This window comes from Bacteroidales bacterium (assembly GCA_021648725.1).
Lineage (GTDB): Bacteria > Bacteroidota > Bacteroidia > Bacteroidales > JAADGE01 > JAADGE01.
Map to the genome: position 1 here is coordinate 1 of JAKISF010000021.1, position 24952 is coordinate 24952.

15 protein-coding genes are annotated in these 24952 nt (G+C 30.8%); 8 read left to right on the plus strand and 7 right to left on the minus strand.

Features of this window, described 5'->3' with window-relative positions:
- Window positions 1–367 precede the first annotated feature (367 nt).
- The 6 genes from L3J35_08835 (at window position 368) to era (ending at window position 9834) form a co-directional block, all read left to right on the plus strand.
- Complete coding sequence (locus L3J35_08835) at window positions 368–637, plus strand: hypothetical protein (protein MCF6366293.1); 270 nt, start codon at window positions 368–370, stop codon at window positions 635–637.
- An 83-nt stretch (window positions 638–720) separates the two neighbouring features.
- On the plus strand, window positions 721–3234 hold the full coding sequence (locus L3J35_08840; GenBank protein MCF6366294.1) for an ATP-dependent Clp protease ATP-binding subunit: 2514 nt from the start codon (window positions 721–723) through the stop codon (window positions 3232–3234).
- A gap of 48 nt (window positions 3235–3282) precedes the next feature.
- Window positions 3283–4509, plus strand: a complete 1227-nt coding sequence (gene pepT, locus L3J35_08845; GenBank protein ID MCF6366295.1) for a peptidase T — start codon at window positions 3283–3285, stop codon at window positions 4507–4509.
- Window positions 4510–4560: 51 nt separating this feature from the next.
- A complete protein-coding gene (gene secA, locus L3J35_08850) occupies window positions 4561–7914 on the plus strand; it encodes a preprotein translocase subunit SecA (protein ID MCF6366296.1) in 3354 nt (1117 codons plus the stop codon).
- A 21-nt stretch (window positions 7915–7935) separates the two neighbouring features.
- Window positions 7936–8916: a lytic transglycosylase domain-containing protein gene (locus L3J35_08855; GenBank protein MCF6366297.1), complete on the plus strand. Its 981-nt coding sequence runs from the start codon at window positions 7936–7938 to the stop codon at window positions 8914–8916.
- Window positions 8917–8958: 42 nt separating this feature from the next.
- A complete protein-coding gene (gene era, locus L3J35_08860; GenBank protein MCF6366298.1) occupies window positions 8959–9834 on the plus strand; it encodes a GTPase Era in 876 nt (291 codons plus the stop codon).
- A gap of 19 nt (window positions 9835–9853) precedes the next feature.
- Here the strand turns inward: era and L3J35_08865 are convergent, their stop codons facing one another.
- From L3J35_08865 to xerD, 3 genes are all read right to left on the minus strand, one after another.
- Complete coding sequence (locus L3J35_08865; protein MCF6366299.1) at window positions 9854–11431, minus strand: lectin like domain-containing protein; 1578 nt, start codon at window positions 11429–11431, stop codon at window positions 9854–9856.
- Between the two features lie 75 nt (window positions 11432–11506).
- Window positions 11507–14545: a serine hydrolase gene (locus L3J35_08870; protein MCF6366300.1), complete on the minus strand. Its 3039-nt coding sequence runs from the start codon at window positions 14543–14545 to the stop codon at window positions 11507–11509.
- Between the two features lie 151 nt (window positions 14546–14696).
- Window positions 14697–15623 carry a site-specific tyrosine recombinase XerD gene (xerD, locus tag L3J35_08875; GenBank protein ID MCF6366301.1) on the minus strand — a complete coding sequence of 309 codons (927 nt, stop codon included), beginning with the start codon at window positions 15621–15623 and terminating at the stop codon, window positions 14697–14699.
- A 212-nt stretch (window positions 15624–15835) separates the two neighbouring features.
- On the opposite strand from xerD, the gene L3J35_08880 reads away from it, so the two are divergent.
- Window positions 15836–16687, plus strand: coding sequence for a universal stress protein (locus L3J35_08880; GenBank protein ID MCF6366302.1), 852 nt, complete (start codon window positions 15836–15838; stop codon window positions 16685–16687).
- 55 nt (window positions 16688–16742) lie between these two features.
- Here L3J35_08880 and L3J35_08885 read toward each other — a convergent pair whose 3' ends face one another.
- The 4 genes from L3J35_08885 to L3J35_08900 form a co-directional block, all read right to left on the minus strand.
- The gene (locus L3J35_08885; protein MCF6366303.1) at window positions 16743–18020 is read right to left on the minus strand and encodes an insulinase family protein; all 1278 of its coding nucleotides are present in this window, start codon (window positions 18018–18020) and stop codon (window positions 16743–16745) included.
- Window positions 18021–18047: 27 nt separating this feature from the next.
- On the minus strand, window positions 18048–20243 hold the full coding sequence (locus L3J35_08890) for an HD domain-containing protein (GenBank protein ID MCF6366304.1): 2196 nt from the start codon (window positions 20241–20243) through the stop codon (window positions 18048–18050).
- A gap of 139 nt (window positions 20244–20382) precedes the next feature.
- Complete coding sequence (locus L3J35_08895) at window positions 20383–21912, minus strand: gliding motility-associated C-terminal domain-containing protein (GenBank protein ID MCF6366305.1); 1530 nt, start codon at window positions 21910–21912, stop codon at window positions 20383–20385.
- A 55-nt stretch (window positions 21913–21967) separates the two neighbouring features.
- On the minus strand, window positions 21968–22396 hold the full coding sequence (locus L3J35_08900; GenBank protein ID MCF6366306.1) for a DUF1987 domain-containing protein: 429 nt from the start codon (window positions 22394–22396) through the stop codon (window positions 21968–21970).
- A 210-nt stretch (window positions 22397–22606) separates the two neighbouring features.
- Here L3J35_08900 and L3J35_08905 point away from each other — a divergent pair, with 210 nt between their 5' ends.
- A complete protein-coding gene (locus L3J35_08905; GenBank protein MCF6366307.1) occupies window positions 22607–24781 on the plus strand; it encodes a RelA/SpoT family protein in 2175 nt (724 codons plus the stop codon).
- Window positions 24782–24952 lie beyond the last annotated feature (171 nt).

Below are 24952 nucleotides of genomic sequence, written 5' to 3' on the forward strand. Positions count from 1 at the left end.
GCTGTGGAACTTTTCTTCATTAAGCTCATAATCAATATTTTTTGTTAATATTATTCGATAGTCTTCTTTTTGGTTTTCTTCGGGATTACACTTACCCCCTATATATACCGTAAAAATAAATACTATTCTTAAAAAGCAAAATTTCAAAGAACTTTTTATTATATTTTTCTTATTTTTACACAGTTATGATTAATCCTTAACTAAACGACATTGATATATGAATAATAATTATATTAAAACATTAAATTATGATCCCGGATACATAAAAAAACAAGGATTTCCTTTATATAAACTAAAGTAATAATCAACAACAGATAATATTCTAAAAAATATACATTTACCGAATGCCGATTGGCATCAAGGCGAAATGCAAGCCGTAACAAGCATACATATTACAAACGGTTTTCACGCAAGTGCAAGCGATAAGTTGCATTTGCACACCGGAGCATATATAAATAACTTAATTACGGAAGAATGGACCGAAGACGATAAACAAAACAAAACATACAAAAATAAAAATAAAACAAGCAATATAGAATTGCCCGAAACCGAAAACATTACAATTTACCCCAACCCTTCAAAAGGAATATTTAACATAAACATAAAAAACTTTCATCTTTCATCTTTATACTTTTGACTAAATAAAAAAACAAAGTCAAAAAAAGCTAAAATACACAAGTTTTTTATAACTTTGCAAGTTCTAAAACAGTAAAAATAAAGATGAATAAAAAGTATTCAAAACATTTGAAAAAAGTAATATCATACAGCCGAGAGGAAGCTGTAAGATTAGGGAACGACTATATCGGTAACGAACATTTATTTCTCGGAATTTTAAGAGACGGAACCTCAAACATACTGCAAATCCTTGTAGATAACGGAATTGATTTAAACACTATTAAAAAATCAATCGAAAATAAAATAAAAAACAAAGATGTAAGCAAACACCACCCCGATGAACTTCCCTTGCTGAAATCTGCAGTCAGAACACTAAAATTTATTTGGTTTGAAGCAAAAGATTTTCAAGAAAAATTTGCAACACCCGACCATCTGGTTCTTGCAATCCTGAAAGAAGAACAGGCAGATAAAGGTATTATTTTCAATATATTTAATGAAAATGAACTTACCTACGATAAAATTAAAGACTCACTTATAAGTTTAATCTATAACCAAGCAGGAGGTCCCGGCGACATAGATGAAGATGATGACGATTTCGACGATGATTATGACGATGACGAATCTTTTGAAGCTTCAAAACGAAAAAGAACATCCAAAACCGACAGCGACACTCCCGTTCTTGATAATTTCGGTGTCGATTTAACAAAAGCTGCAACAGAAAATAAACTTGACCCGGTTGTCGGCAGAGAAAATGAAATTGAAAGATTAGTACAAATCCTTAGCAGAAGAAAAAAGAACAATCCTGTTCTGATAGGAGAACCGGGTGTAGGTAAATCTGCAATTGTTGAAGGACTTGCAATAAGAATCACCGAAAATGCAGTTTCAAGAGTATTATTCAACAAAAGAATTGTAACTCTCGACATGGCATCAGTTGTAGCAGGAACAAAATACAGAGGTCAATTTGAAGAACGAATGAAATCAATACTCAACGAACTTCAAGACAACCAAGATGTTATATTATTCATTGATGAAATACACACAATCATAGGAGCAGGCGGGGCAAGCGGCTCTTTAGACGCATCTAATATGTTAAAACCCGCACTTGCAAGAGGCGAAATTCAAACAATAGGAGCAACAACATTAAACGAATACCGTCAACACATTGAAAAAGACGGAGCATTAGAAAGACGTTTCCAAAAAATAATGGTTGACCCCACAACAGTCGAAGAAACAAGAGAAATTCTTGAAAACATAAAAGACAGATACGAAGACCATCATAATGTCTATTATACAGATGATGCCCTGGATTCATGCGTAAAGCTTACCGACAGATACATAAGCGACCGACACTTACCCGACAAAGCTATTGACGCATTAGACGAAGCAGGCTCAAGAGTTCACATTATGAATTTAAAAGTGCCGGAAGATATTTCCGAAATTGAACAAAAAATTGACGACCTGATTAAAGTAAAACAAGACGCAATTAATAATCAAGAATTTGAAAAAGCTGCCTCTATCAGAGATAATGAAAGAAATTTACTTAAAGAACTTGAAAAAGCAAAACAACAGTGGTCAGAAAACCTTTCTAAAAACAGAGATACTGTTGGCCAACCGCAAGTAGAAAAAGTGGTTGCAATGATGACGGGAATTCCTGCAACAAGAATTGCCAAAGCAGAAAGTGTTCGTCTTCTTGAAATGAAATCCCAACTTAAAGAAAAAGTAATAGGACAAGACAATGCTGTTGAAAAAATAGTTAAAGCAATACAAAGAAACAGAGCAGGTTTAAAAGACCCCGGAAAACCGATAGGAACTTTCATATTTCTCGGACCTACGGGCGTAGGAAAAACCCACCTTGCAAAAAAACTCACAGAATTTTTATTCGATACCGAAGAAGCATTAATAAGAGTTGACATGAGTGAATATATGGAAAAATTCTCTGTTTCAAGATTAATAGGAGCTCCTCCCGGATATGTCGGTCATGAAGAAGGCGGGCAATTAACCGAAAAAGTAAGAAGAAAACCCTATTCAGTTATTTTGTTAGATGAAATCGAAAAAGCTCATCCCGATGTCTTTCATATACTTCTTCAAGTTTTTGACGACGGACAATTAACCGACAGCCTCGGAAGAAGAGTCGATTTTAAAAATACCGTAATTATTATGACCTCCAATGTCGGAGCAAGAAAATTAGCAGATTTCGGCAAAGGAATAGGTTTCGGAGAAAGTGATGATGACGCACAAAGCAAAACTGTTATTACAAAAGCTCTTAAAAGAACCTTTGCACCCGAATTTCTTAACAGAATTGATGATGTTGTTATTTTCAACACACTAAAAAAAGAACATATTTTTGAAATTATCGACATAGAACTGAAAGGACTTTATAAACGTGTTGAAGACCTTGGTTATAAGTTAAATATAACAGAAGAAGCAAAAGAATTTATTGCAGAAAAAGGGTTAGATATTAAATACGGAGCAAGACCTCTGAAAAGAGCAATTCAAAAATATCTCGAAGACGAAATGGCTGAAGTTATTATTGAAGCTGAAATCTCAGAAGGCGATGAAATTAAAGTCGGAATAAATAAAGATAAAATCAAAATCAAAATTGTAAATAAAAAAAAATAAGACAAAAAATGTATCTGTAACTGATACTATTACAAAAAGTAAGCTAAAATGAAGAAAGTAAAATATAAGTTTTTAAAATATATTAAATTCGACACACAATCAAACCCCGATTCAAATACAACACCAAGTACAGTTAAACAATTTGACCTTGCAAAAGAAATACAAAATGAACTCGAGGCTCTTGAATTGAAAAATATAAAACTGACTGACAAATGTTATTTGTATGCAACTTTACCGGCAAATACTGATAAAAAAGTTCCCGCAATAGGATTTATTGCTCATTTAGATACAGCACCCGACACTTCCGGCGAAGGTGTTAATCCGCAAGTTATTGAAAATTACAACGGAAAAGACATTGAACTCAACAAAGAGAAAAATATAATTCTTTCTCCGAATGATTTTCCCGAATTAAAAAAATACATAGGACAAACACTTATAACAACCGACGGAAAAACACTTCTCGGTGCCGATGACAAAGCAGGCGTTGCATCAATTATTACTGCAATTGAATACTTGCAAAATAACCCGGAAATATTACACGGAGACATAAAAATCGCATTCACACCTGATGAAGAAATAGGGAGAGGTGCAGATAATTTCGATGTTGATTTCTTTAATGCAGAATTTGCATATACTGTTGACGGCGGAGAATTAGGAGAATTAGAATATGAAAATTTTAATGCCGCAAGTTTAGAAGTTATCGTTACCGGAAGAAATGTACATCCCGGAACAGCTAAAAACCAAATGATTAACTCAATAAATGTTGCTCACGAATTTCATGCAATGTTACCGCATATTAAAAGACCCGAACACACAACAAGTTATGAAGGCTTCTATCACCTTACAAATATTACCGGTACAATTGACGAAACAAAGTTAAATTATATCATCAGAGACCATGACAGAAATAAATTTGAAGAAATGAAAGAACATGTTAAACATGTTGCCGAACTTCTCAACAAATCACATCACAAAGAACTTATTTCGGTTGAAGTAAAAGACAGTTATTATAATATGCGTGAAAAAATTGAACCTGTTATGTATATTGTAGATATAGCAAAAGAAGCTATGAAAAAAGCAGGAATAACACCGATTATAAAACCTATCAGAGGAGGAACCGACGGAGCAAAACTATCGTATGTGGGACTCCCCTGTCCTAACATTTTTACGGGAGGTCACAATTTTCACGGAAAATATGAATATATTTCTTTGCAATCAATGATGAAAACTGTTGAAACAATAGTTAATATAGCAAAAATAGTACATGATAAATAGTAATATCGTGTTCAAATAATATAAAATAAAAAAACTGAAAAAATATAACCCATGGCAATATTAGACAAAGTACTCGGAAAATTTCTGGGAAATAAATCTGATAAAGATATTAAAAAAGTAATGCCGGCTGTTGCCCTAATTAATGAAGAATTTGATAAACTTTCAACACTCTCAAATGACCTTTTAAGAGAAAAAACAAAAGAGTTAAAAAAAGAAATTACAGATTTCTTTAAAGTTGAGCAAGATGAAATAAATTCTCTTAAGGCAGATATTGAAGCAGATAAATTTGATATGCTTGAAAGAGAAGACGTTTATAAGGAAATAGATAAACTGGAAGATACAATTGACAAAAAAATAGAATCAAAACTTAATGAAATTCTTCCGAGAGCATTTGCAATAATTAAAGATACAGCAAGACGTTTCTTTGAAAATGAAGAAATTATAGTAACAGCTACTGATTTTGACAGACAATTAGCTCCTCACAGAGAAGATATTATTATAAAAAATGATAAAGCCGTTTACCATAACAAATGGTTAGCCGGAGGTGTTGAAATAAAATGGGAAATGATTCATTATGATGTTCAACTTATAGGCGGTATTATTCTCCACGAAGGAAAAATTGCCGAAATGGCAACAGGTGAAGGTAAAACATTAGTTGCAACATTGCCCGTTTTCTTAAATGCACTTACCGGAAGAGGTGTTCACATCGTTACCGTTAACGATTACCTTGCAAAAAGAGATGCCGAATGGATGGGAACTTTATATGAATTTCACGGATTAAGTGTGGATTGTATTGATAAACATCAACCAAATTCAGAATCCAGAAGACAAGCATACAGGGCAGATGTTACTTTCGGTACAAATAATGAATTCGGATTTGATTATTTAAGAGATAACATGGCTCTGAGCCCGAGTGATTTAGTTCAAAGAAGACATAATTATGTTATTGTTGACGAAGTTGACTCAGTTTTAATTGATGACGCAAGAACTCCTTTAATTATTTCAGGTGCAGTTGACAGAGGAAGTCAAACAAAAGACGAAGAACTTTTTAAAGAACTTAAACCAAGAATCCAAAAAATATACAGCCTTCAAAAACAGCTTGTCACAAAACTATTAACTGATGCAAAAAAACTGATTAATTCAGACAAGAAAAAAGAGCAAGAAAAAGGTGCAATTTATTTATTAAGAGCACATAAAGGTTTACCCAAAAATAAGGCAATTATTAAATTCCTTAGTGAAGAAGGAATGAAAACCTTAATGCACAAAACAGAAAACATATATCTTGCCGAAAACGCAAAACGAATGCCTGAAATTACGGATGATTTATATTTCGTAATTGAGGAAAAAAATAATTCCGTTGAATTAACTGATAAAGGTATTGATATAATTTCAGCCGAAATTGAAGATAAAGAATTTTTTGTATTGCCCGATATAGGCTCTAAAATTGCAGACATTGAAAACTCCGAAAAATCCGAAAGAGAAATTCTGAAAGAAAAAGATGAATTATTGTCTGATTATTCTGCTAAAACCGTCAGAGTTCATGCAATGAACCAACTTCTGAAAGCATATGCAATGTTTGAAATAGATGTTGAATATGTTATCATTGAAAATCAAATAAAAATAGTTGATGAACAAACAGGGCGTATAATGGAAGGCAGAAGATATTCCGACGGCTTGCACCAAGCAATTGAAGCAAAAGAAAATGTAAAGGTCGAAGCTTCTACCCAAACAATGGCAACAGTTACTTTGCAAAACTATTTCAGAATGTACCATAAACTCTCAGGAATGACCGGTACTGCCGAAACTGAAGCAGGTGAATTTTGGGACATTTACAAACTTGATGTTACGGTTATACCTACAAATGTTCCTATTATCAGAGATGACAGATATGATAAAGTTTATAAAACAAAACGTGAAAAATATAATGCAGTAATCTATGAAATTAACGACCTTGTTAAAGAAGGAAGGCCTGTATTAGTGGGAACAACTTCCGTAGAAATTTCGGAACTTCTCAGCAGAACACTTAAAATTCGTAAAATTGAGCATAATGTTTTAAATGCCAAATTACACAAAAGAGAAGCTGATATTGTTGCAACAGCCGGTAAAGCCGGAATTGTTACAATTGCAACAAATATGGCAGGTCGTGGTACTGATATTAAATTGACTGATGAAGTAAAAGAAGCCGGAGGTTTAGCAATTATCGGTACAGAACGACATGATTCTCGTCGTGTTGACCGACAATTAAGAGGTCGTTCCGGAAGACAAGGAGATCCCGGCTCTTCTCAATTCTTTGTTTCATTAGAAGATGATCTAATGAGAATGTTCGGTTCCGACAGAATCTCAAAACTGATGGACAGAATGGGATTGAAAGACGGAGAAGTTATTCAGCACTCCATGATTTCAAAATCTATTGAAAGAGCTCAAAAAAAGGTTGAAGAAAACAACTTCGGTATTCGTAAACGACTTCTTGAATATGACGATGTTATGAATTCGCAAAGAGAAGTTATTTATAAATTAAGACGACACGCACTGCACGGCGACCGTCTCAGCGTTGATCTTGCTAATATGCTTTATGATACATGTACAAGTGTTGCACACGATAATTACGGCTACGATTATGAAGATTTTAAAATGGAATTGTTCAGAATTCTTGCAGTTGAACCTCCGGTTACAGAAGAAGAATTCAAAGAACTAAAACCCGATGTTATTACAGAAAAAATATTTAATGTAGTTGTTGAAGATTATAAACGAAGAAAACAAAATATTGTTGAACAAGCATTTCCCGTTATCAAAAATGTTTATGAAACAATGTCCGGACAATACAAAAACATTGACGTACCTATTACCGACGGAAGAAATATTTATCACATTATTGTTAACCTTGAACGAGCATACAACTCTAACGGTAAAGATGTTGCAACAGAATTTGAAAAACAAATTGTTCTTTCTACAATTGATACTTCTTGGAAAGATCATCTTCGTGAAATGGATGATTTAAAACAATCTGTTCAAAATGCATCTTATGAACAAAAAGATCCTTTATTGATTTATAAATTTGAATCTTATGAATTATTTAAAGGTATGCTTGATAAAAACAATAAAACTGTTGTAAATGCACTTCTGAAAGCAAAACTTCATACTCAAGAAGCAGGAGATATTCGTCAAGGGCGTGTTCAAAAACTTGACATCAGTAAATACGACACCGAAAAAGAAGAATACAGCGGGCAGGCTTCGGCACAAGGTCAAGGTCAAGAAAAGAAAAAAGCTGAACCTGTAAGAGTAGGGAAAAAAATAGGAAGAAACGATTTGGTAAAAGTTCAATATAAAAACGGTAAAATTGTTGAAGGAAAATACAAAAAAGTTTTAGTTGATATTGAAAATGGTGATGCTGTTTTGATTGAGTAGATAAAAAAGATAAAATTTACAATGAAGAAAATAAGTTCAGGATTAACAATAAGTTTTGCAATCATCGGTGTAGTAACTGTGTTTATATTTGCAAAAAATTACTATACACTTGATAAAAAATATAAAGAGCTAAGAGACAGCACATATTCAGTTTATGCTTTGCCGTTACCGGACAGTATTACATTTGCAGGAGAATATGTACCTGTCGAAAACTTTGATGTGCGTGAAGCATTAGACAAAGAACTTCACAAGATAACGTATTGGCATTCAGAAACTTTCTTATATTTAAAAAGAGCTCATCGTTTTTTTCCGGTTATTGAGAAAATACTTGCAGAAAACGGTATTCATGATGATTTTAAATATCTTGCAGTTGCCGAAAGCGGTTTAACCGATGTCGTTTCTCCTGCCGGAGCTGCCGGATTTTGGCAATTCTTAAAAGCAACCGGCAAAAGTTACGGATTAGAAATAAATAAAGAAGTTGACGAAAGATACAATCTTGAAAAATCAACTGTTGCCGCTTGTAAATTTTTAAAAGATATTCACAGAAAATACAAAGATTGGGCAATGACTGCCGCAGCATACAATACCGGACCGGGAAATTTGAATAAACAAACAATAAGACAAAACAATAATAACTATTACGATTTATTATTAAATTCAGAAACTTCAAGGTATGTTTACAGAATAATTGCTTTTAAATTAATAATGAGCAATCCGCAAGATTACGGTTTCAAATTCAGAAAAAAAGATTTATATCCTCAGATTCCGACCTATAAAGTTAAACTTGACAGTGCAGTTACTGATTTTGCAGCTTACGCAAAGCATTTCGGAACAAACTATAAAATGCTTAAAATTTTTAACCCTTGGTTACGAGACAATTTTCTTACGAATAAATATAAAAAAACTTACACGATTATTTTACCCGAAGAAAATGCCAGAAATAAAGATTACTTTGAAAATATACAAGACAAAGACTCAATAATCAATACTGTAAATTATTAATATACACATATTTAATTCTCACTTTCTACTCTATCTGAATAAATGACCCATAAAGCTGCATTTGTAAATATAATAGGAAATCCCAATGTCGGGAAATCAACCCTAATGAATGAATTTGTCGGAGAAAAACTTTCGATTATTACTTCAAAATCACAAACGACACGCCATAATATTAAAGGCATAGTAAATACCGATGAATACCAGATAGTTTTTTCGGATACACCCGGAGTTTTAAAACCTCATTACAAGTTGCAAGAATCAATGCTTAAATTTTCTGAAACTGCATTGATTGATGCCGATATAATAATCTATGTTACTGATATTTATGAAAAAACAGACAAAAACCCCGAATTTCTTAAAAGAGTTAAAAGTGCGAAGGTTCCGGTTTTGTTGGTTTTAAATAAAATTGACTTATCAAGCCAAGAAGACATTGTTAAACATGTAAAAAAATGGCAAGATGAACTTCCGAATGCTGAAATATTTCCTACATCAGCACTTGAAAAATTTAATGTGAGGAATTTGTTTAACAGAATTATTGAATTAGCTCCCGAGTCTCCGCCTTTTTTTCCGAAAGACCAATTAACCGATAAAACAGAACGTTTTTTTGTTTCTGAAATAATAAGAGAAAAAATTTTAATAAGATATAAAAAGGAAATCCCCTACTCTGTTGAAGTTGAAGTTGAAGAATTTAAAGAAAGTGAGGATATTATCAGAATAAGAAGCATTATTTATGTTGAACGAAAATCGCAAAAAGGCATTATTATCGGTCATCAAGGAAAAGCAATAAAACATGTAGGTATTGATGCCAGAAAGGATATTGAAAAATTCTTTGAAAAACAAGTGTATCTTGAACTATATGTAAAAGTAGCTGATGATTGGCGTTCAAAATCAAGTGATTTAAAACGTTTCGGATATTGAATCAATTTATACCGGTTCTCTACCTTATTATCATCTTTTTCACAAATTGCTTATTGCCGACTTTTAACTTGACAAGATAGAAGCCTTTACTTAAATCACTTACATTAATTTGCTGTTTCTTAAAAACTTTTCCCGAATTTAATTCTTTTCCGTTTATATCGGCTACTTGATAAGAAATAATATCGTTAAATTCAGTATTAATTTGTATAAAATTTATTGCAGGATTAGGATAAATTTCAAAACTGTTTTCATCAAGTTCTTCAAATCCTACATTTTGGTTATATACAGCCAAACCTTTTATGCAAAAGTTTCCTGTTTGGTTAAAACTTGAAGGGTCATTATAGTTGTATAAATCTTTCCACTTACCTTTTTCATAATAATAACTTTCGGCAGGATTAGCAACAGAAGGAACAACGGTTTTTATTTTACTGCCGAGCAAAGCAGTAACATCAGAAGTTCTGTCATACGGTTGCCCGCCTTTTGATAAATATAAGAAAATATAAAAATCTTCGCCGTTATTAATCGTAACCGGAGTTTCCAAATCTACGGTATGAAAACCTCTGTGCATAATATTTCCCGACACAACTGAGCTTAAATTACTTAAAAGTGAGCCGTCAAAGTTCCTAAAAATCTTTATCTCGAAGTTTAGGTCAACAGAATCTGCAAAAAAACTTACTGATTTTAATATTATATTTTCTTTTGCATGAAAAGCATTAAAAGCAGAATCACTGTCTGCCTTCGTATCTCGCCAACCGTGATAATCATGATAATAAACCATCTCATATTGCAAAGGTTCAACATCAATAAACGAAACTGCTCCCATATCAGGTTCTTTACATGCCCATTTATCATAGTACGAAATCCAGAAATAACCGGAAAAACCCCAGCTTGTATCCCAACTATTTTTTGCCAGCCATGCACCATTTTGCCCGGCTGCCGGAACATTACGGTTATCATCCCAACCTATAACAGTTACCGAATGATTAGGCAATAAAGAACTTGTGTTCGGCTGATAATGATTGTAATCAGCATCAATAAAACTTCCGTCAAAGTGCATACAAGTTGCCATTGCACCATATTGCATTAATTTTGCTTTAATTGTATCAATTTTCGACAAATCTTCTTCGGCGGTGTACCACTCCACATTTCTAGGATAATAATAATGAAAACCGGCATCACTCCTAACAGGCGGATTATCGTATGATTGCCCGTCAACATCTCTTACAACGCCTTCCAATCTTGATAAATAAGCTGTTGAAATCCTGTAATCACCCCCCAAATGCACATCTAATCCTTGCGAATTTACACCTCCCAAATCGTCATTATTGTATTGGTTAAAACCGTTCCACCAATCTAAGTGATATTCTGCCAAATCAGGCTCTCCTGTTTCTCCGTTAGAAGTCCATATTCCCGTAATCATTAAATTACTTTCAATTGATGCCGTTGTTCCGAATGCCCAACCGGTTCCGCCTCCCTGCGATTTTACTGAAGTAACATAATTTGTACCGTTATAATTCCTTAAGTCAAAGGTAACCGGTAATTGAGAGTAAGATAAAAAACCGATTATTAATAAAAAAGAAGAAAATAAATATCTCATATTCAACATTTTTTTTAAAAAAGGATAAAAATACTTAATAAAATTTGCATTTAAAAAACATCTTGCCGGTATGCGTTACTTTATTATTGCATCATAAACAACCGTATGAATTTTTTGTCTTATTTTCAGCCTGTTAATTCTCCAATTTTTTGCACTGGGGTAAACTCTGTTCGAAAGAAATACATAAACAATATCATTAACGGGGTCAACCCAAATGCAGGTTCCGGTAAAGCCTGTATGTCCGTATGATTCCGGCGGTGCTCCTTTGCCTATGATACTTTTTTTACCGGGTTTATCAAATCCTAAACCTCTGTGACTGTCTTCCTGAAAACCGGTAAACTTTTGCACCGTTTTTTTTGAAATAAAACTCATTCCGCCGTACGAGCCGCCGTTTAACCACATTTGCCCTAATAAAGCTAAATCATAGGCATCTGAAAATAATCCTGCATTTCCGGAAACTCTTCCCAGCAAAGCAGCAGAAGGGTCGTGTACATTTCCTCGCAGAACTTGTTCTCTCCAATATTTATCATTTTCGGTAGGAACAATATTATATTTTGAGAAATATTTTGTGGGCTTATAACACATTGTATTTAAGCCCATAGGTTGATAAACATTATATCTTAAATATCTATCAATACCTCTTCGGTTTATGCTGTCAATTGCCTGTTGAAGCAATATCATATTGATATCTGCATATTGATATATTTTTCTGGAATAAACCCTTAAACGTTTTGTATCTCTCCAAAGTGTATCAAAATATCTGTTTTGAAGAAAAAAACTGTTTGCAATTTTTGTTTCTGAACTGTCTTTAATATATTTTCTTGTGAAGTACTTATCAAAAACTTCTTGCAAGCCTTTTTTAACATTAAATATTGTATCTGCGTTATTCTTTAAAGTGTCATTTTTAATTTTTTTGTAAAACCGTTGTTTAATTAGTTCAAGAGAATCATAATAATTCTTTTTATACAAAACATAGGGTAAAATAGGCAAAGTCGGCGTAATACCTGATTTATGCAAAAGCAAATCTCTTATTTTAACTTTAAAAATGTTATTCCCGGGTGTTGTTGTTACAATTAATGTATCAAAAGCAACAAACACAGAATCGTTAAGATGAATAGTATCTTGGTATCTTAATATCTTACGAAAGTCTTTAACATCTGCAAATTTAAGGGTGTCAATATTAAAAATTGTATCGGGCTTAATATTAGAATAGTCAATTTCGGTATCTCGGAAAAAACGCCCCAAATTATTGTTTAGTCGAAGTCTGCCGTTGTCATACAGCCTCATTGCCGCCAATGTTGTTGCTGCAATTTTTGTAATCGAAGCTAAATCATATAAATCAGTTTTTCTTACTCTTCTTTGTTTTGCGTAAGTATGATACCCGAAAGTTTTATCAAAAACTGCATTTCCGTTTTTAAAAACAACAACCTGGCAACCCGGAAAAGCTCCTCTTCTGATTCCGTCGTTTGCAATTGAATCAATTTTTGACAGAATTTTTGAATTTAAACCTTCTTCTTCCGGTAAAACACGGGAAACTCTTACTTTTTTTGCCTTAACAGATTTTCCGAAATAGAGAGAATCGTTAATATTCACAGGAAGTTGCCCTTGCATTGATATACCGCCGAATATTGCATCAGCAACATATTTTTGTTCAATTTCAGAATTTCCGTAAACTTGAATAACTGCATTAAAACTGTCTGCAAATTGTAAATTCTCAATATTTCCGAAGTTTATTAAGCTTATTGTTTTTGATGAATTATTTTCAAATATTGCATTTATAATATTAGTATCTGCCTTTATATTATTAAACAAAATTATTAAATCGGACTTCTTTTTATGCTTTTTTAATTTCGAAATAAAAGCATCATCTTCAGAATCGAAACTTGAAAAAGATGAAAGGGAGTATTCTGAAAATGTTTTTTTAAAAGATGTATAATTTTGTTCTCCTATATTTAACACCTTAAAATTTAATTTTCTCAAGTTCATAAAAGGCAATAAATTATTTTTTACGGAAGTAATTGTTTTTTTTAAAACATTTCTTAAAATTACTTGATTTTTAATATTCTTTGAAAAAGAAATTACAGAATCAGCTTCAATATGTATGTTTGAATCAACCCCTGTCCATGTTTTTGCCAATAATATTTTTCTTACTGTGTAATTAATATCTTCTTCTGTAATAAGTTCATCTTCCAGCAAATTAGAAATATTATTTATTATTTTTTCCGGTTTATCGGTAATAAAAAGTTCGGCACCGTTTTTTATTAAATTAAGAATTGATTCAGGTGTTAAGTCTGCATCTTTAATTTCAACTGCTGATAAACCTCCGAAGTTGTATTTTGTTTTAATATTATTTGTCAAACCGAATTCATTATTTTGTATATTGTTATAATTCGGTAAAATTGCGGATAAGCCGGATTTAAATATTTTGTTGTTTACCTCAAAATTTGTTGAGTCAAACATGAAAAAACTTTTTTCAGAAAGACATGAAATAATCTTTTTGTCTTTTAAGTTTTCATTATATGAAAGAAGTATGTTTAAATACTTTTTATTATAAGAACTGTCATTGCTTGAACTTCTAAATTCCGGAAGAATATTGAATGAGATATTAAGTTGTTTACTAAACTCTGCAAAAAAATCAACATAAATGTCTGTTATTGAGTCGTTTCTAATTGACAGTAAGGTTTGTATATCAGGGTAAGAATTGATATCAATAAATTCAGGAATTCCTGTTTCTGATTTGCAAATTGTGAGCAAATTGATTTTAGAAATCTTTTGAATATTGTTTTGGTATTTTACAAATTTATTTAATGAATCAGTATTAAATATTATACCTCCGGGCATAAATTTATACAAATCCGAAAACAAGCTGTCGCTGTTATTTTTAGAAATCTTACCTGCATCATATATTATCAATTGCCCTATTTTCTCCTCAACGGATAAATATTTTATAGTTGTGTCAGCCCAAGCGGATTCTACTGACAAAAAAGGAGTAGGATAAATTTGTTTTTCTTTATCTTTTTTCGGAAATAAAAAAATAATAATTACACCTGCTGTTACTAATATTCCTGCAAATATCAGATACTTTAATTTTAAATGTATTTTTCCTATAGTCATTTAATAATACTATTATGTTTTACAATGCTTTAAGTGAGCTCAGCTTATTATATTAACTGAACATTCGGAAGATTTTGCACTTTCCAAAATTAGAATTAAAACAATAATAACTCAGTTTTTCTGTTATTAATTTCTGAAATTTTTGATAAAGTTACTTTCCTCGAGGATGATAATCGTTTACGACCTGCTTTAAATATTCTCTGTTTAAATGAGTATAAATTTCGGTTGTAATTATTGACTCATGCCCCAACATTTCTTGTACGGCTCTTAAATCTGCACCTCCTTCAATTAAGTGTGTGGCAAAAGAATGCCTGAATGTATGCGGGCTTATATTTTTTTTAATTTCAGCAGCAATTGCTAAGTTTTTAACTATAGTAAAAATCATTACTCTTGTCAATTGTTTTCCTCTTCTGTTTAAGAATAAAATATCGGAAAAATCAGGATGTACTTCTAAGTTACTTCTGTAATGTTTTGAATAATATGAGATTTCTTCAACAGCTCTCTCTCCTATCGGAATTATTCTTTGTTTGTTTCCTTTGCCTTTGACAATAATAAAGCCTTCTTTAAAATGTAAATCTGAAATTTTAAGTCCGATTAATTCGCTTACACGAAGTCCGCAACTGTATAAAGTTTCAATAATCGCCTTGTTTCTGTGTCCTTCGGGTTTACTTAAATCAATTTTTGATTGCAGCAAATCAATTTCATATACAGATAAAACTTCGGGAAGTTTTCTTCCGATTTTAGGAGATTCCAGTAATTCAGCAGGATTTTCCGTAAGTAATTCTTCTTGAATTAAATAATGATAAAAAGCTTTTATTCCGGAGATTGTTCTTGCCAAAGATCTTGCACTAATAATTACTGTTTCAGCATCTTTGTTATTTTCACCTTGCAATTCATTTAAAAACTCATTTAAATCCGACAATTTAATATTTAAAGGACTTTTATTTGAATATTTTGCAAGTTTATTAATATCTCCGATATAAGCTTCAACAGTATTTTGCGACAATGATCTTTCTAACTTCATATAATACATAAAATCATTAATAATATTCTTCCATTCTGCAGTTATAACTCCCATACCTTGATGCCTATATCAAAAAAATATTTGCAAATTTCATTTACTTATATCATAAAACCGGCTCACTAAAATAAGCTTTTAAAGCTCAATATTTATCAAATATAAAAAAAATAGAAAATATATTTGGTTTCTTAAGTTATTTTCAATAATTTTATAACGCAGTTTGCAATTAATTATATTAAAAAAAATTAAAACATAAAACATTATATGTCATGAAAAAAGCTAAAAATGATGTAATTTTAGTCCCGACTGATTTTTCGGAAGTTTGCCAGAATGCTGTTGAACACGGAGCATCTATTGCTTCAATTATGAAGTACAGAGTAGTTTTACTTCACGTAATCAATAAGGATACTGATAAATATTTAGATGAAGAAAACTTGTCTGAGGATGTTATTACGGAAAAACTTGAAAGTATTGCAACTGAAGCATCAAAGAAATTTGATGTTCAAGTAGAGTTTCTTGTAAAATCAGGTGATTTATTTGATAATATTAAAGAATCTTCTGATAAAGTAGGTGCAAAATTAATTATTTTAGGTACTCACGGAAAAGTAGGATTCCAAAAAATAACAGGAAGTTATGTGCTGAAAGTAATAAGTATTACAAACACCCCTACTGTTATTGTTCAAAAACGACAATATGTTGAAGGTTATAAAAATATTGTATTCCCGATTACTGCTTCGACACAAGACAGGCAGAAAGTTACTTGGGCAATAAATATTGCAAAAATGTTTGAGGCAACTGTTCATATGATTCCTAAATTTGAATCGGGAAGGTTTTATAAAAACAGAATTATGAGCATTACGAAACAAATTAAAAATATTTTTGATGAATACGGCATTAAATATATTGATAAAGTTTCATCACCTACCGAAGGAAATTTTGCAAAACAAGTTGTTGACTATGCTGTTCAAAATGATGCAGAATTGATAATGACCTTAGTTAATAAAGATAAGAGTTTATTCTTCTCGTCTTGGGATGAAAAAATTATTTATAATACATCTCAGATACCTGTTATTTGCATTAATCCGATAGAAACTAAAACAACAAGTTGGGGTACTCCATAAATTAATATTTAAAAAGAACTTAAAAACTTATCTTGAAATTCAGGATAAGTTTTTTTTATTCAGTACCTACCGTAATTTCATACATTGAATTCTCATTTAGGTACTTTTCGGCTGTTTCCTTAATTATTTGAGGAGTAATTTTTTTAATTGTATCAAAATATTGATTATAGTAATTCAAATTGAAACCATAAAACAAAATTGATTTGAAAGCGTCTGATACAGAGAATGCTCCGTCAAAAGTGCTGTGAAAATTTCCTGTTAAATAATTTTTTACACGACTTAACTCTTCATCTGATACATAGCTTGTTCTTAATATTTTTAACTCTTTATATATTTCATCAATTGCTTTTCTGAATACTTCTTTTCCTGATTCTGCCGAAATACTGAAAAACCCGGCATCAAGCAGTGAATTTACTCCTGCATATATTCCGTACGTATAACCTTTGTCTTCTCTGATATTATTCATAAGTCTTGAACCGAAGTAACCGCCTAAAATAATTGATGTAATATTCAGATTAAAGAAATCAGGATGATTTCGGTTAATTATTTTTTTTCCTACTTTTATTGATGTTTGCATTGCACCGTCAACTGCAACAAATTTTTGCTTAGTTTCAGAAGGTTTAGTTTTAAAATTAAGCTTACTTTTTTTGATTTCCGTTAATTTATGTTTGCCGAATCTCTCATTCAACAAATTAACATGGTATTCTTCAACTTTTCCCGACATTATTATTTTCAAACTGTTTAACAGGTATTTTTCTTTATAAAATTTATTTAAGTTGTGTGAATTTATGTTATTGAAGTCTTTTTCGGTTATTTTCCTTCCGTACGGGTGGAAAGAACCGAAAATTGATTCTGAAAAAAGTTCTTGTGATAACACATCAGTTTTTTGTCTGCTGATTGAAAATTTTTGCAATCTGTTTTTTATATAAATATCAACTTCGTTTTCCGGAAAAATCGAGTTAAAAATTATGTCTTCAATAATATCTAATGTTTCTTCTAAATATTTATTGAGCGAGTATAATATTATTTGGGAAAAGTGATTGCCTATATTCAGTTCCAAATATGCACCGTAAAAGTCAAGAGTTTCAGCAATTTCAACAGAAGATTTGGTCTTTGTTCCTGCTTCAAGCAGTGCATTTACCGAATCTGCAATTAACGGATTGTTATTATGTATTGTGCCTGCATCAAATATGAAATCAATTTTTACTACATCTTGATTTCCGGCATTTACTATGTGAACAGGAATATTGTTTAATAATTTCCGGTTTTCAACATTTATTATTTCTAAACTTTCAGATGTTTTAAATTTAGGCTGTATTTTCCTGTTTATCATATATTTATGTCTGTTTTTTAATCCTAACTAACCTAAAATACTGTCTGAAACCCTGAATGCTTTTTTTATATATTTTATCTTTCTGATTTGCTTTAAAACATTATATAAAGTATCAGCATTTGATACCATCAAATCTATTGTTCCGTTAAATGTACTTTTTTCAGTTTTTATTGATAATGAAGTCATATTTATTTTATGCTCGTTTGATATAAGGTCAATAATTTCCGACAGTAAGCCTTTATTATCAACACCGTTAAACTTTATTGTTGTTCTGAACTGAATTTCTTGAATAAGGTTCCATGTAATTTTTGCGGTATTTTTTCCGTCGGATGCATTTAGCTTCTTTGCTTGCACGCAATCACTTCTGTGTATTATAAATTCATTATTTTTTTTTCTGTAAATAATTGAAGAGTCTCCGTCAACAGGTCTGCAACATTTAGCTAATGATATATTTACGAAATTTTTTAAAATAAAGTTCTCTTTAGCACTAAATTTAATTATATCAACTTTGTTTTGCTTATCATTTGTCCAAATTCCTGTTACTCTGCTGAACACTCCTCTGTTTGATTTAAGAAAACTTATAATTTCTTTTTCGGTAATTGTTTCATTCGCAACTCTGAAATAAAATTCTTTGTTGTCGGCACAATTAAATTTAATAATTAATTTATATAATTCTTTTTCGGTAACTTTAAATTTAGTTGAAATATTTTCATATATGTTTTCTCCTATATTTGTTGTTTTTCTTTTTTGCTTTTTTAAATAATGTCGTAATACATTTTTACTTTGCGGACAAGCTAACACGTTTAACCATTCATTTTGAGGTTCAATTGAATCAGAATATCGAATCTTAACCTGGTCGGCATTATTAAGTTTATAATTATGTCCTACAAGTTTTCCGTTTACTTCGGCACTTTGAAAATGAATACCGAAATCTGAATGAATTCTGAAAGCAAAATCTAAGGCTGTTGCATCTTTAGGCAGTTTTATTATTTTACCTTTCGGAGTTAGTGCATATATTTCCCTGTCCTGCGGCCTTATTAGCTCCATTACCTCTTCGTTGGAGAGATCTTTGTTTTCAATAATATCTTTTATTGAATTAACCCATCTGTATATATTTTCAATATGCGGATTTTCATAACCGGAGGCATATCCTACTTTTGCAACTTTATTCATACGTTCGGTCATAATCTGTACTTCGGCCCACCTTCCTTTATACATTATATCAGCAATTAATGCTTGAAATCCGTTCGATTTCGGATTTGTAATCCAATCTTTAAATGTAAATTGTCTTACAGGAAAAATATCAGTCAGGTATGAATAAACTGTATAGCATTGTTGTTTTTCAGAATAAGTTTTCATAGGTTCAATAATAACTCTTATGCTGTTAAAGTTATGAATCTCGTTAAAACTTATTTTTTTAAGCTTTGTTACCCTCCATGCTCTGTATAGTGAACGCTCTGTTATTTCAATTCTGAATTTGAATTTATTTTTCGGAAGATATTTTTTAAGTTTTTCGGTTATCTCGTTATAATATTTTTTTCTTTCGGGTCGCAGCTTTTTGGCTTTATTTTTTGTCTTATTATACTCAACAGGCTGCCGATACATAAAACTTAAATCTTCAATTTCTTTTTTTATCTCAAATAAGCCTAAAAGATGGGCTAATGGTGCATAAATATCGTAAGCCTCAGCAGTTTTTATCATTTGAGAATTTTCTCTGATTCCTGCAAAAGTTCTTAAATTGTGTAATCTGTCAGCTATTTTAACATAAGCAGTTCTTTTATCAATAGCCATATTATTGATAAACTTCTTGAAGGTTTCAACTTGTATTGTACTTTTAGGGTTAAAACCTTCTATAATTTTTGTTACACCGTCAACAATTACGGCAACATCATGTCCGAACTTATTTTCAATATCTTCTACTGTATATTTGCCGTTGCTGTCTTCAACAACATCATGCAATAAAGCTGCAACTGCAGTTGTTGTTCCGAAGCCCATTTCACCAGTTGTGATTTTTGCAACTGCAATAGGATGAGTGATATAAGGGAGTTCTAATCCTGTTTTTCTGGATTGTTCAATATGTGCATCATCTGCTAATTCAAATGCTTTTTTAATTTTGATTATTGATTCCTTTGATTGTATTTTGTCAGAAGATTTAATAAAATCATTAAATCGTTTAGTTACGATTGCTCTTTTTTCGTAATATGTAAGTTCTTTTGCCTCCATTGTTATTTACCAAAAACAAAAAACAGATTATGAAAATCTGTTTTCAAATTTACTTTTCAAAGATATAACAGTTTTTTTTATATTTAAAACAAATTTTGAAAGAAATATTTTAATTAACGATGATTACAAGTTGTATTCGTCAATATACCAAAGACACAAATCCTTTTTTTTGTATTCTTTTTCCGTAAGCATTTGTATAGCTTATAAAATATAAATATGATGCTCGTTCGGCAAGTTTTCCGCCGGGCAAGTATCCGTTCCAGCCTGAATCAGGGTTATTGCTTTGAAAGATTATATTTCCGAAATTATTGTAAACGGTTAGTTCATAGTCAGAAATAAAAGCAATTTTAGGTTTGAATACTCTATTTTCTTCAATATTGCTGTTAGGATTAAATGCATTCGCAATAAAAACTGTTTCTTCATATTCAACACAGCCGATATCAGATTTATTATAGAAATTATTTCTTTCGGTTGTAATGTAATAACAAAAAGTTCCGTCATCTGTATTATTAATAAATTGATTTTCAAATACAGTTTGAATATCATCAGTATAATTTAATTCCGGTGTTTTATCTATTTCTATAAATTCTGAGTCGGCATTTTCTCTTCTGAATATTATGAACTCATTGCCTGTATCATAATCCCATTTAATTTTGTTTACTTTATCAACTCCTTCTGACTTATTTACCTCTATTTTTATATTACTTATAATTTCTGTTTTACTTACTTCATCTCCGCAATAATCAATTGCCGATAAATAATAATAGTTCTTTTCGTTATTATAATTATCCGTGAAGTTTAAGTATTTTTTATTGGTGTGATAAACTCCTGAAACAGAGTCGTATAAATCCATATAATTATCTGATTTATAAAGTATATATCTTTTAACTTCTGAATTCGGATCTACATTAAAATAAAGACTTATATTATCATTTACAATTAGGGAATCAACTTTTAAATATTCAGGGTATTTAATGGTATTCGTAAAAACATTTGTGATATTTGAGAATGATTCGGCTCCGTCATTCCTTACTGCTTTAACATAATATTTATAATCAAACTCATATTCCGCCCCATTGTGTACAAATATTGTATCGTTATATGCCGTTGTTCCTATTTTTGTATATGTACCCGAATTTATTTTACAGTAAATTTCATAATTTTTAAAATTGCTTCCCCATGAAATATAATTATTCCATTTAAGAATATTTTGCTTATTACAGTAGTCAAATTCTGCTTGTAAAAAAATAGTTCTGTGAAATGCATCTATAGAGCTTCTGACAGTATCTCCCGCATCAATTCTGAATGCTATAATTCCGAAAGTTTCTTTTCGTATATTTGGTTCGGCAGGGCAATCAACACTATTATCTTCATATAAAAGTTGAAAAGAATCGTTAATTACTTTTATTGTGTGAAAGCTGTTCGGAGCATAATCAGGATTCGAGCAATTATATATATATCTTTTTATCGAATATCCGCTTACTAAATTCGGATTATTCATTAACCACGAAACTATAGGCTTACCCGTTACCTGATTTACAGTAACATAGTCAATAACAGGAGTTTCAACAGGTTGTGATGTTGAATTTTTGATATTAATAAATATCAATAATAATATAAGAAGATATGTTTGTTTCAGCTTTGTATATTTAATTAAAATAATTGTCAATTAAATATCTATTTAACAAAAAAAACTGTTTTTTAGTATTCGTAATAATAGAAAGTTATAATAAAGAGTCTATTAAACTATCTGTAATTCCTACGTTATCATCATCGTTATCATCATCTTCATAAGGGATTAACTCAAAGTTTACATCCAACATGTTTTCAAAATCTTGTCCGGCTTCTTCTAAATCTTCGTCATCTTCGGGATAAAACCATCTTACTTTTACATTATTCCCTTTTTCGGAAATTTCTTCAAGTCTCAACATAATCATCATTAGTATTTTTGAAGAAACAGTATTAAAGTATGTAAGTCTGAAATCAAAAACAGTTTCCTCAAGCGGGTTTTGCGAATACTCATCCAACCAGTTAAACACAGGATCGTAAAACTCAATAGCATCCTCCGGGCATGTTTTTCCGGAAATCTCGAATTTACCGGAATCTCTGTCAAGAATAATACCGGGTAAATATCCGTCCGGCTTATAACTCAATATTTTCATTTTTAATTATATTTAATAAAAAAAAACTGTTTTCTGCTTCCGGTGTTTTTTTAAATGGGATACAAAATTAAAAAAAAAAGAATAAACAAACAAAACGAACAGACAAGATTTTTTTATTTTTCAGTAAGATACAAACAAATTTAAAACTATAATTTTGTATATTTGCAAAAAGCAGAATAGTTATTTCGGCTATTATTTTTTATGGTAATTAAACATAAAACACAAGAACAAAGTATTAAGTCTGAATTTGAAAGTTTTTTAACGAGAAATAAACATCGTTTTAAAACTAAGGAGCAGACTGAGTTATTGCGAAAAGCTTTTAAATTTGTATATAAAGCTCACAAAAATATGGTGCGGTATTCCGGAGAACCATATATAAATCACCCCCTTAAAGTAGCAAAAATTGTATCGGAGGACATAGGTTTGGGGACAACATCTGCTGTTGCTGCATTATTACACGATGTTCCGAACAAAACAGAATATGACCTTGAAGACATTAAGCGATATTTCGGAGAAAAAATATATTCAATAGTAAGCAGCTTAACCAAAGTAAAAAAAACAGAATATTTTGAGAATCACGCACAAGCATCTGTATTAAGGCAAATTTTGCTTTCTATTTCTGACGATATTCGCGTTATTTTCATTAAAATTGCTGATAAGTTGCACAATGTCAGAACAATTGAACATTTAGCAAAAAAGAAAAGAACAAAAGTTGTTGATGATATTTTAAATATATATGCTCCTTTAGCTCACAGGTTGGGTTTGTACGATATTAAATCGGAAATGGAAGATATTTGCCTTAAAAACTCAAATCCGTATATTTATAATCAAATTAGTGAGAAACTTCAAAATTCGGAGCGAGAAAGAATTCAATTTATAAATAAGTTTATTTTACCCATTAAAGAAAAACTTGATTCCAATAATTTTAAATATGAAATATACGGCAGGTCAAAATCAAAATATTCTGTTTGGAAGAAAATGCAAACAAAAAAAGTTCCTTTAGAAGAAATTTACGATTTATTTGCCGTAAGAATTATTTTTAAACCAAAAAAAAAGGAAACAGAAAATTTTGAAGCATTACAGATAGGAACTTTAATAACTGATCTTTACAAAGAAAAAAAAGAACGAAAAAGAAACTGGTTAAAAATAGGTAAAGATACAGGCTACAGAGCATTGCATGTAACAGTTATGAGCAATGAAGGACGTTGGGTAGAAGTTCAAATACGCTCTGAAGACATGCATGAAGTTGCAGAACACGGACTGGCTGCACATTGGAAATATAAAGGTTTAAAAGAAAAAAAGACTGAATTTGATAATAAAGTTAAAGATATATTAGATTATTTGTCGGAGGATAATTCTACGGCATTAACTTTTATCGATAATCTTAAACTAAACTTATTTACATCAGAAATTTTTGTTTTTACACCGAGAGGTGATGTTATAAGCCTTCCGAAAGGTGCAAGTGTATTAGATTTTGCATTTAAGATACATACGGATATTGCAATAAGAAGTATTGCCGGAAAAGTAAACGGTAAATCACAATCGTTAAATTATATTCTGAAAAACGGAGACCAAGTTGAAATTTTAACAACAAAAAAAGAAAATATAAAAAAAGAATGGTTTGAATCAGTAATTACACAAAGAGCTAAATATCAATTAAGAAAATATTTTAAAAAAGATATAAAGAAGAACATAAAAACCGGAAAGAAAATGCTGGAATATATTCTGAAAGATATGGAAACTGCAAATATTGAAAAATGTATTGACAAAATAAGTACAAAATTATCGTATCGTAACAGAGAAAAATTATTTGAAAACATAGGAGAGCAAACAATTTCTGAAAAACAACTTAAAGAATTAATTAAGAAATATTGTTATAACGAAAAAAATACAAAATTCTGGAAAATTAAAATGCCTTTTTCGGGAGGTGACAAAGAAAAAACTAACAAGCAACTGCCTGATTCTTATAAAATTGCAAAATGCTGCAATCCTATTCCCGGAGATGAAATTATAGGTGTAAAAGACCCTAAGGGGAATAATATAATACACATACATAATAAAAATTGTTTAACGGCTCAAACCGAAATTGCTTTCGGCTCAATTGAAATTGCAACCTACTGGACATCATACAAAGCAATATCCGTTTTAAAAGAATTTAAAATTTCGGGAATTAACGAAATCGGATTAATTAATAAAATAACTTCTGTTATTTCAAAAAATTTATCGGTAAATATCAAATCAATTAATTTTGATACTTCTAAATCTAATTTTACTGCAGAAATAAAGTTATATACAAAACAAGAAGGTTACACCGAAACTTTAATAAAACAACTGAAAAAAATTTCTGCCGTAAAAAATATTGAAGTAGTAGGTTGATTTTTTGTTTTATTGCCATGAATACACGATTTTTTTCTTTGTTTTTTATTCGTGAATTAGTGGCTATTATTATTCTCCCAAAACTTTCGCAATTCTATCTTTTATCTTTTGTTTTGTTGCCACGAATGCACGAATTTTGTTTTTTGCTTTTTTATTCGTGAATTCGTGGCT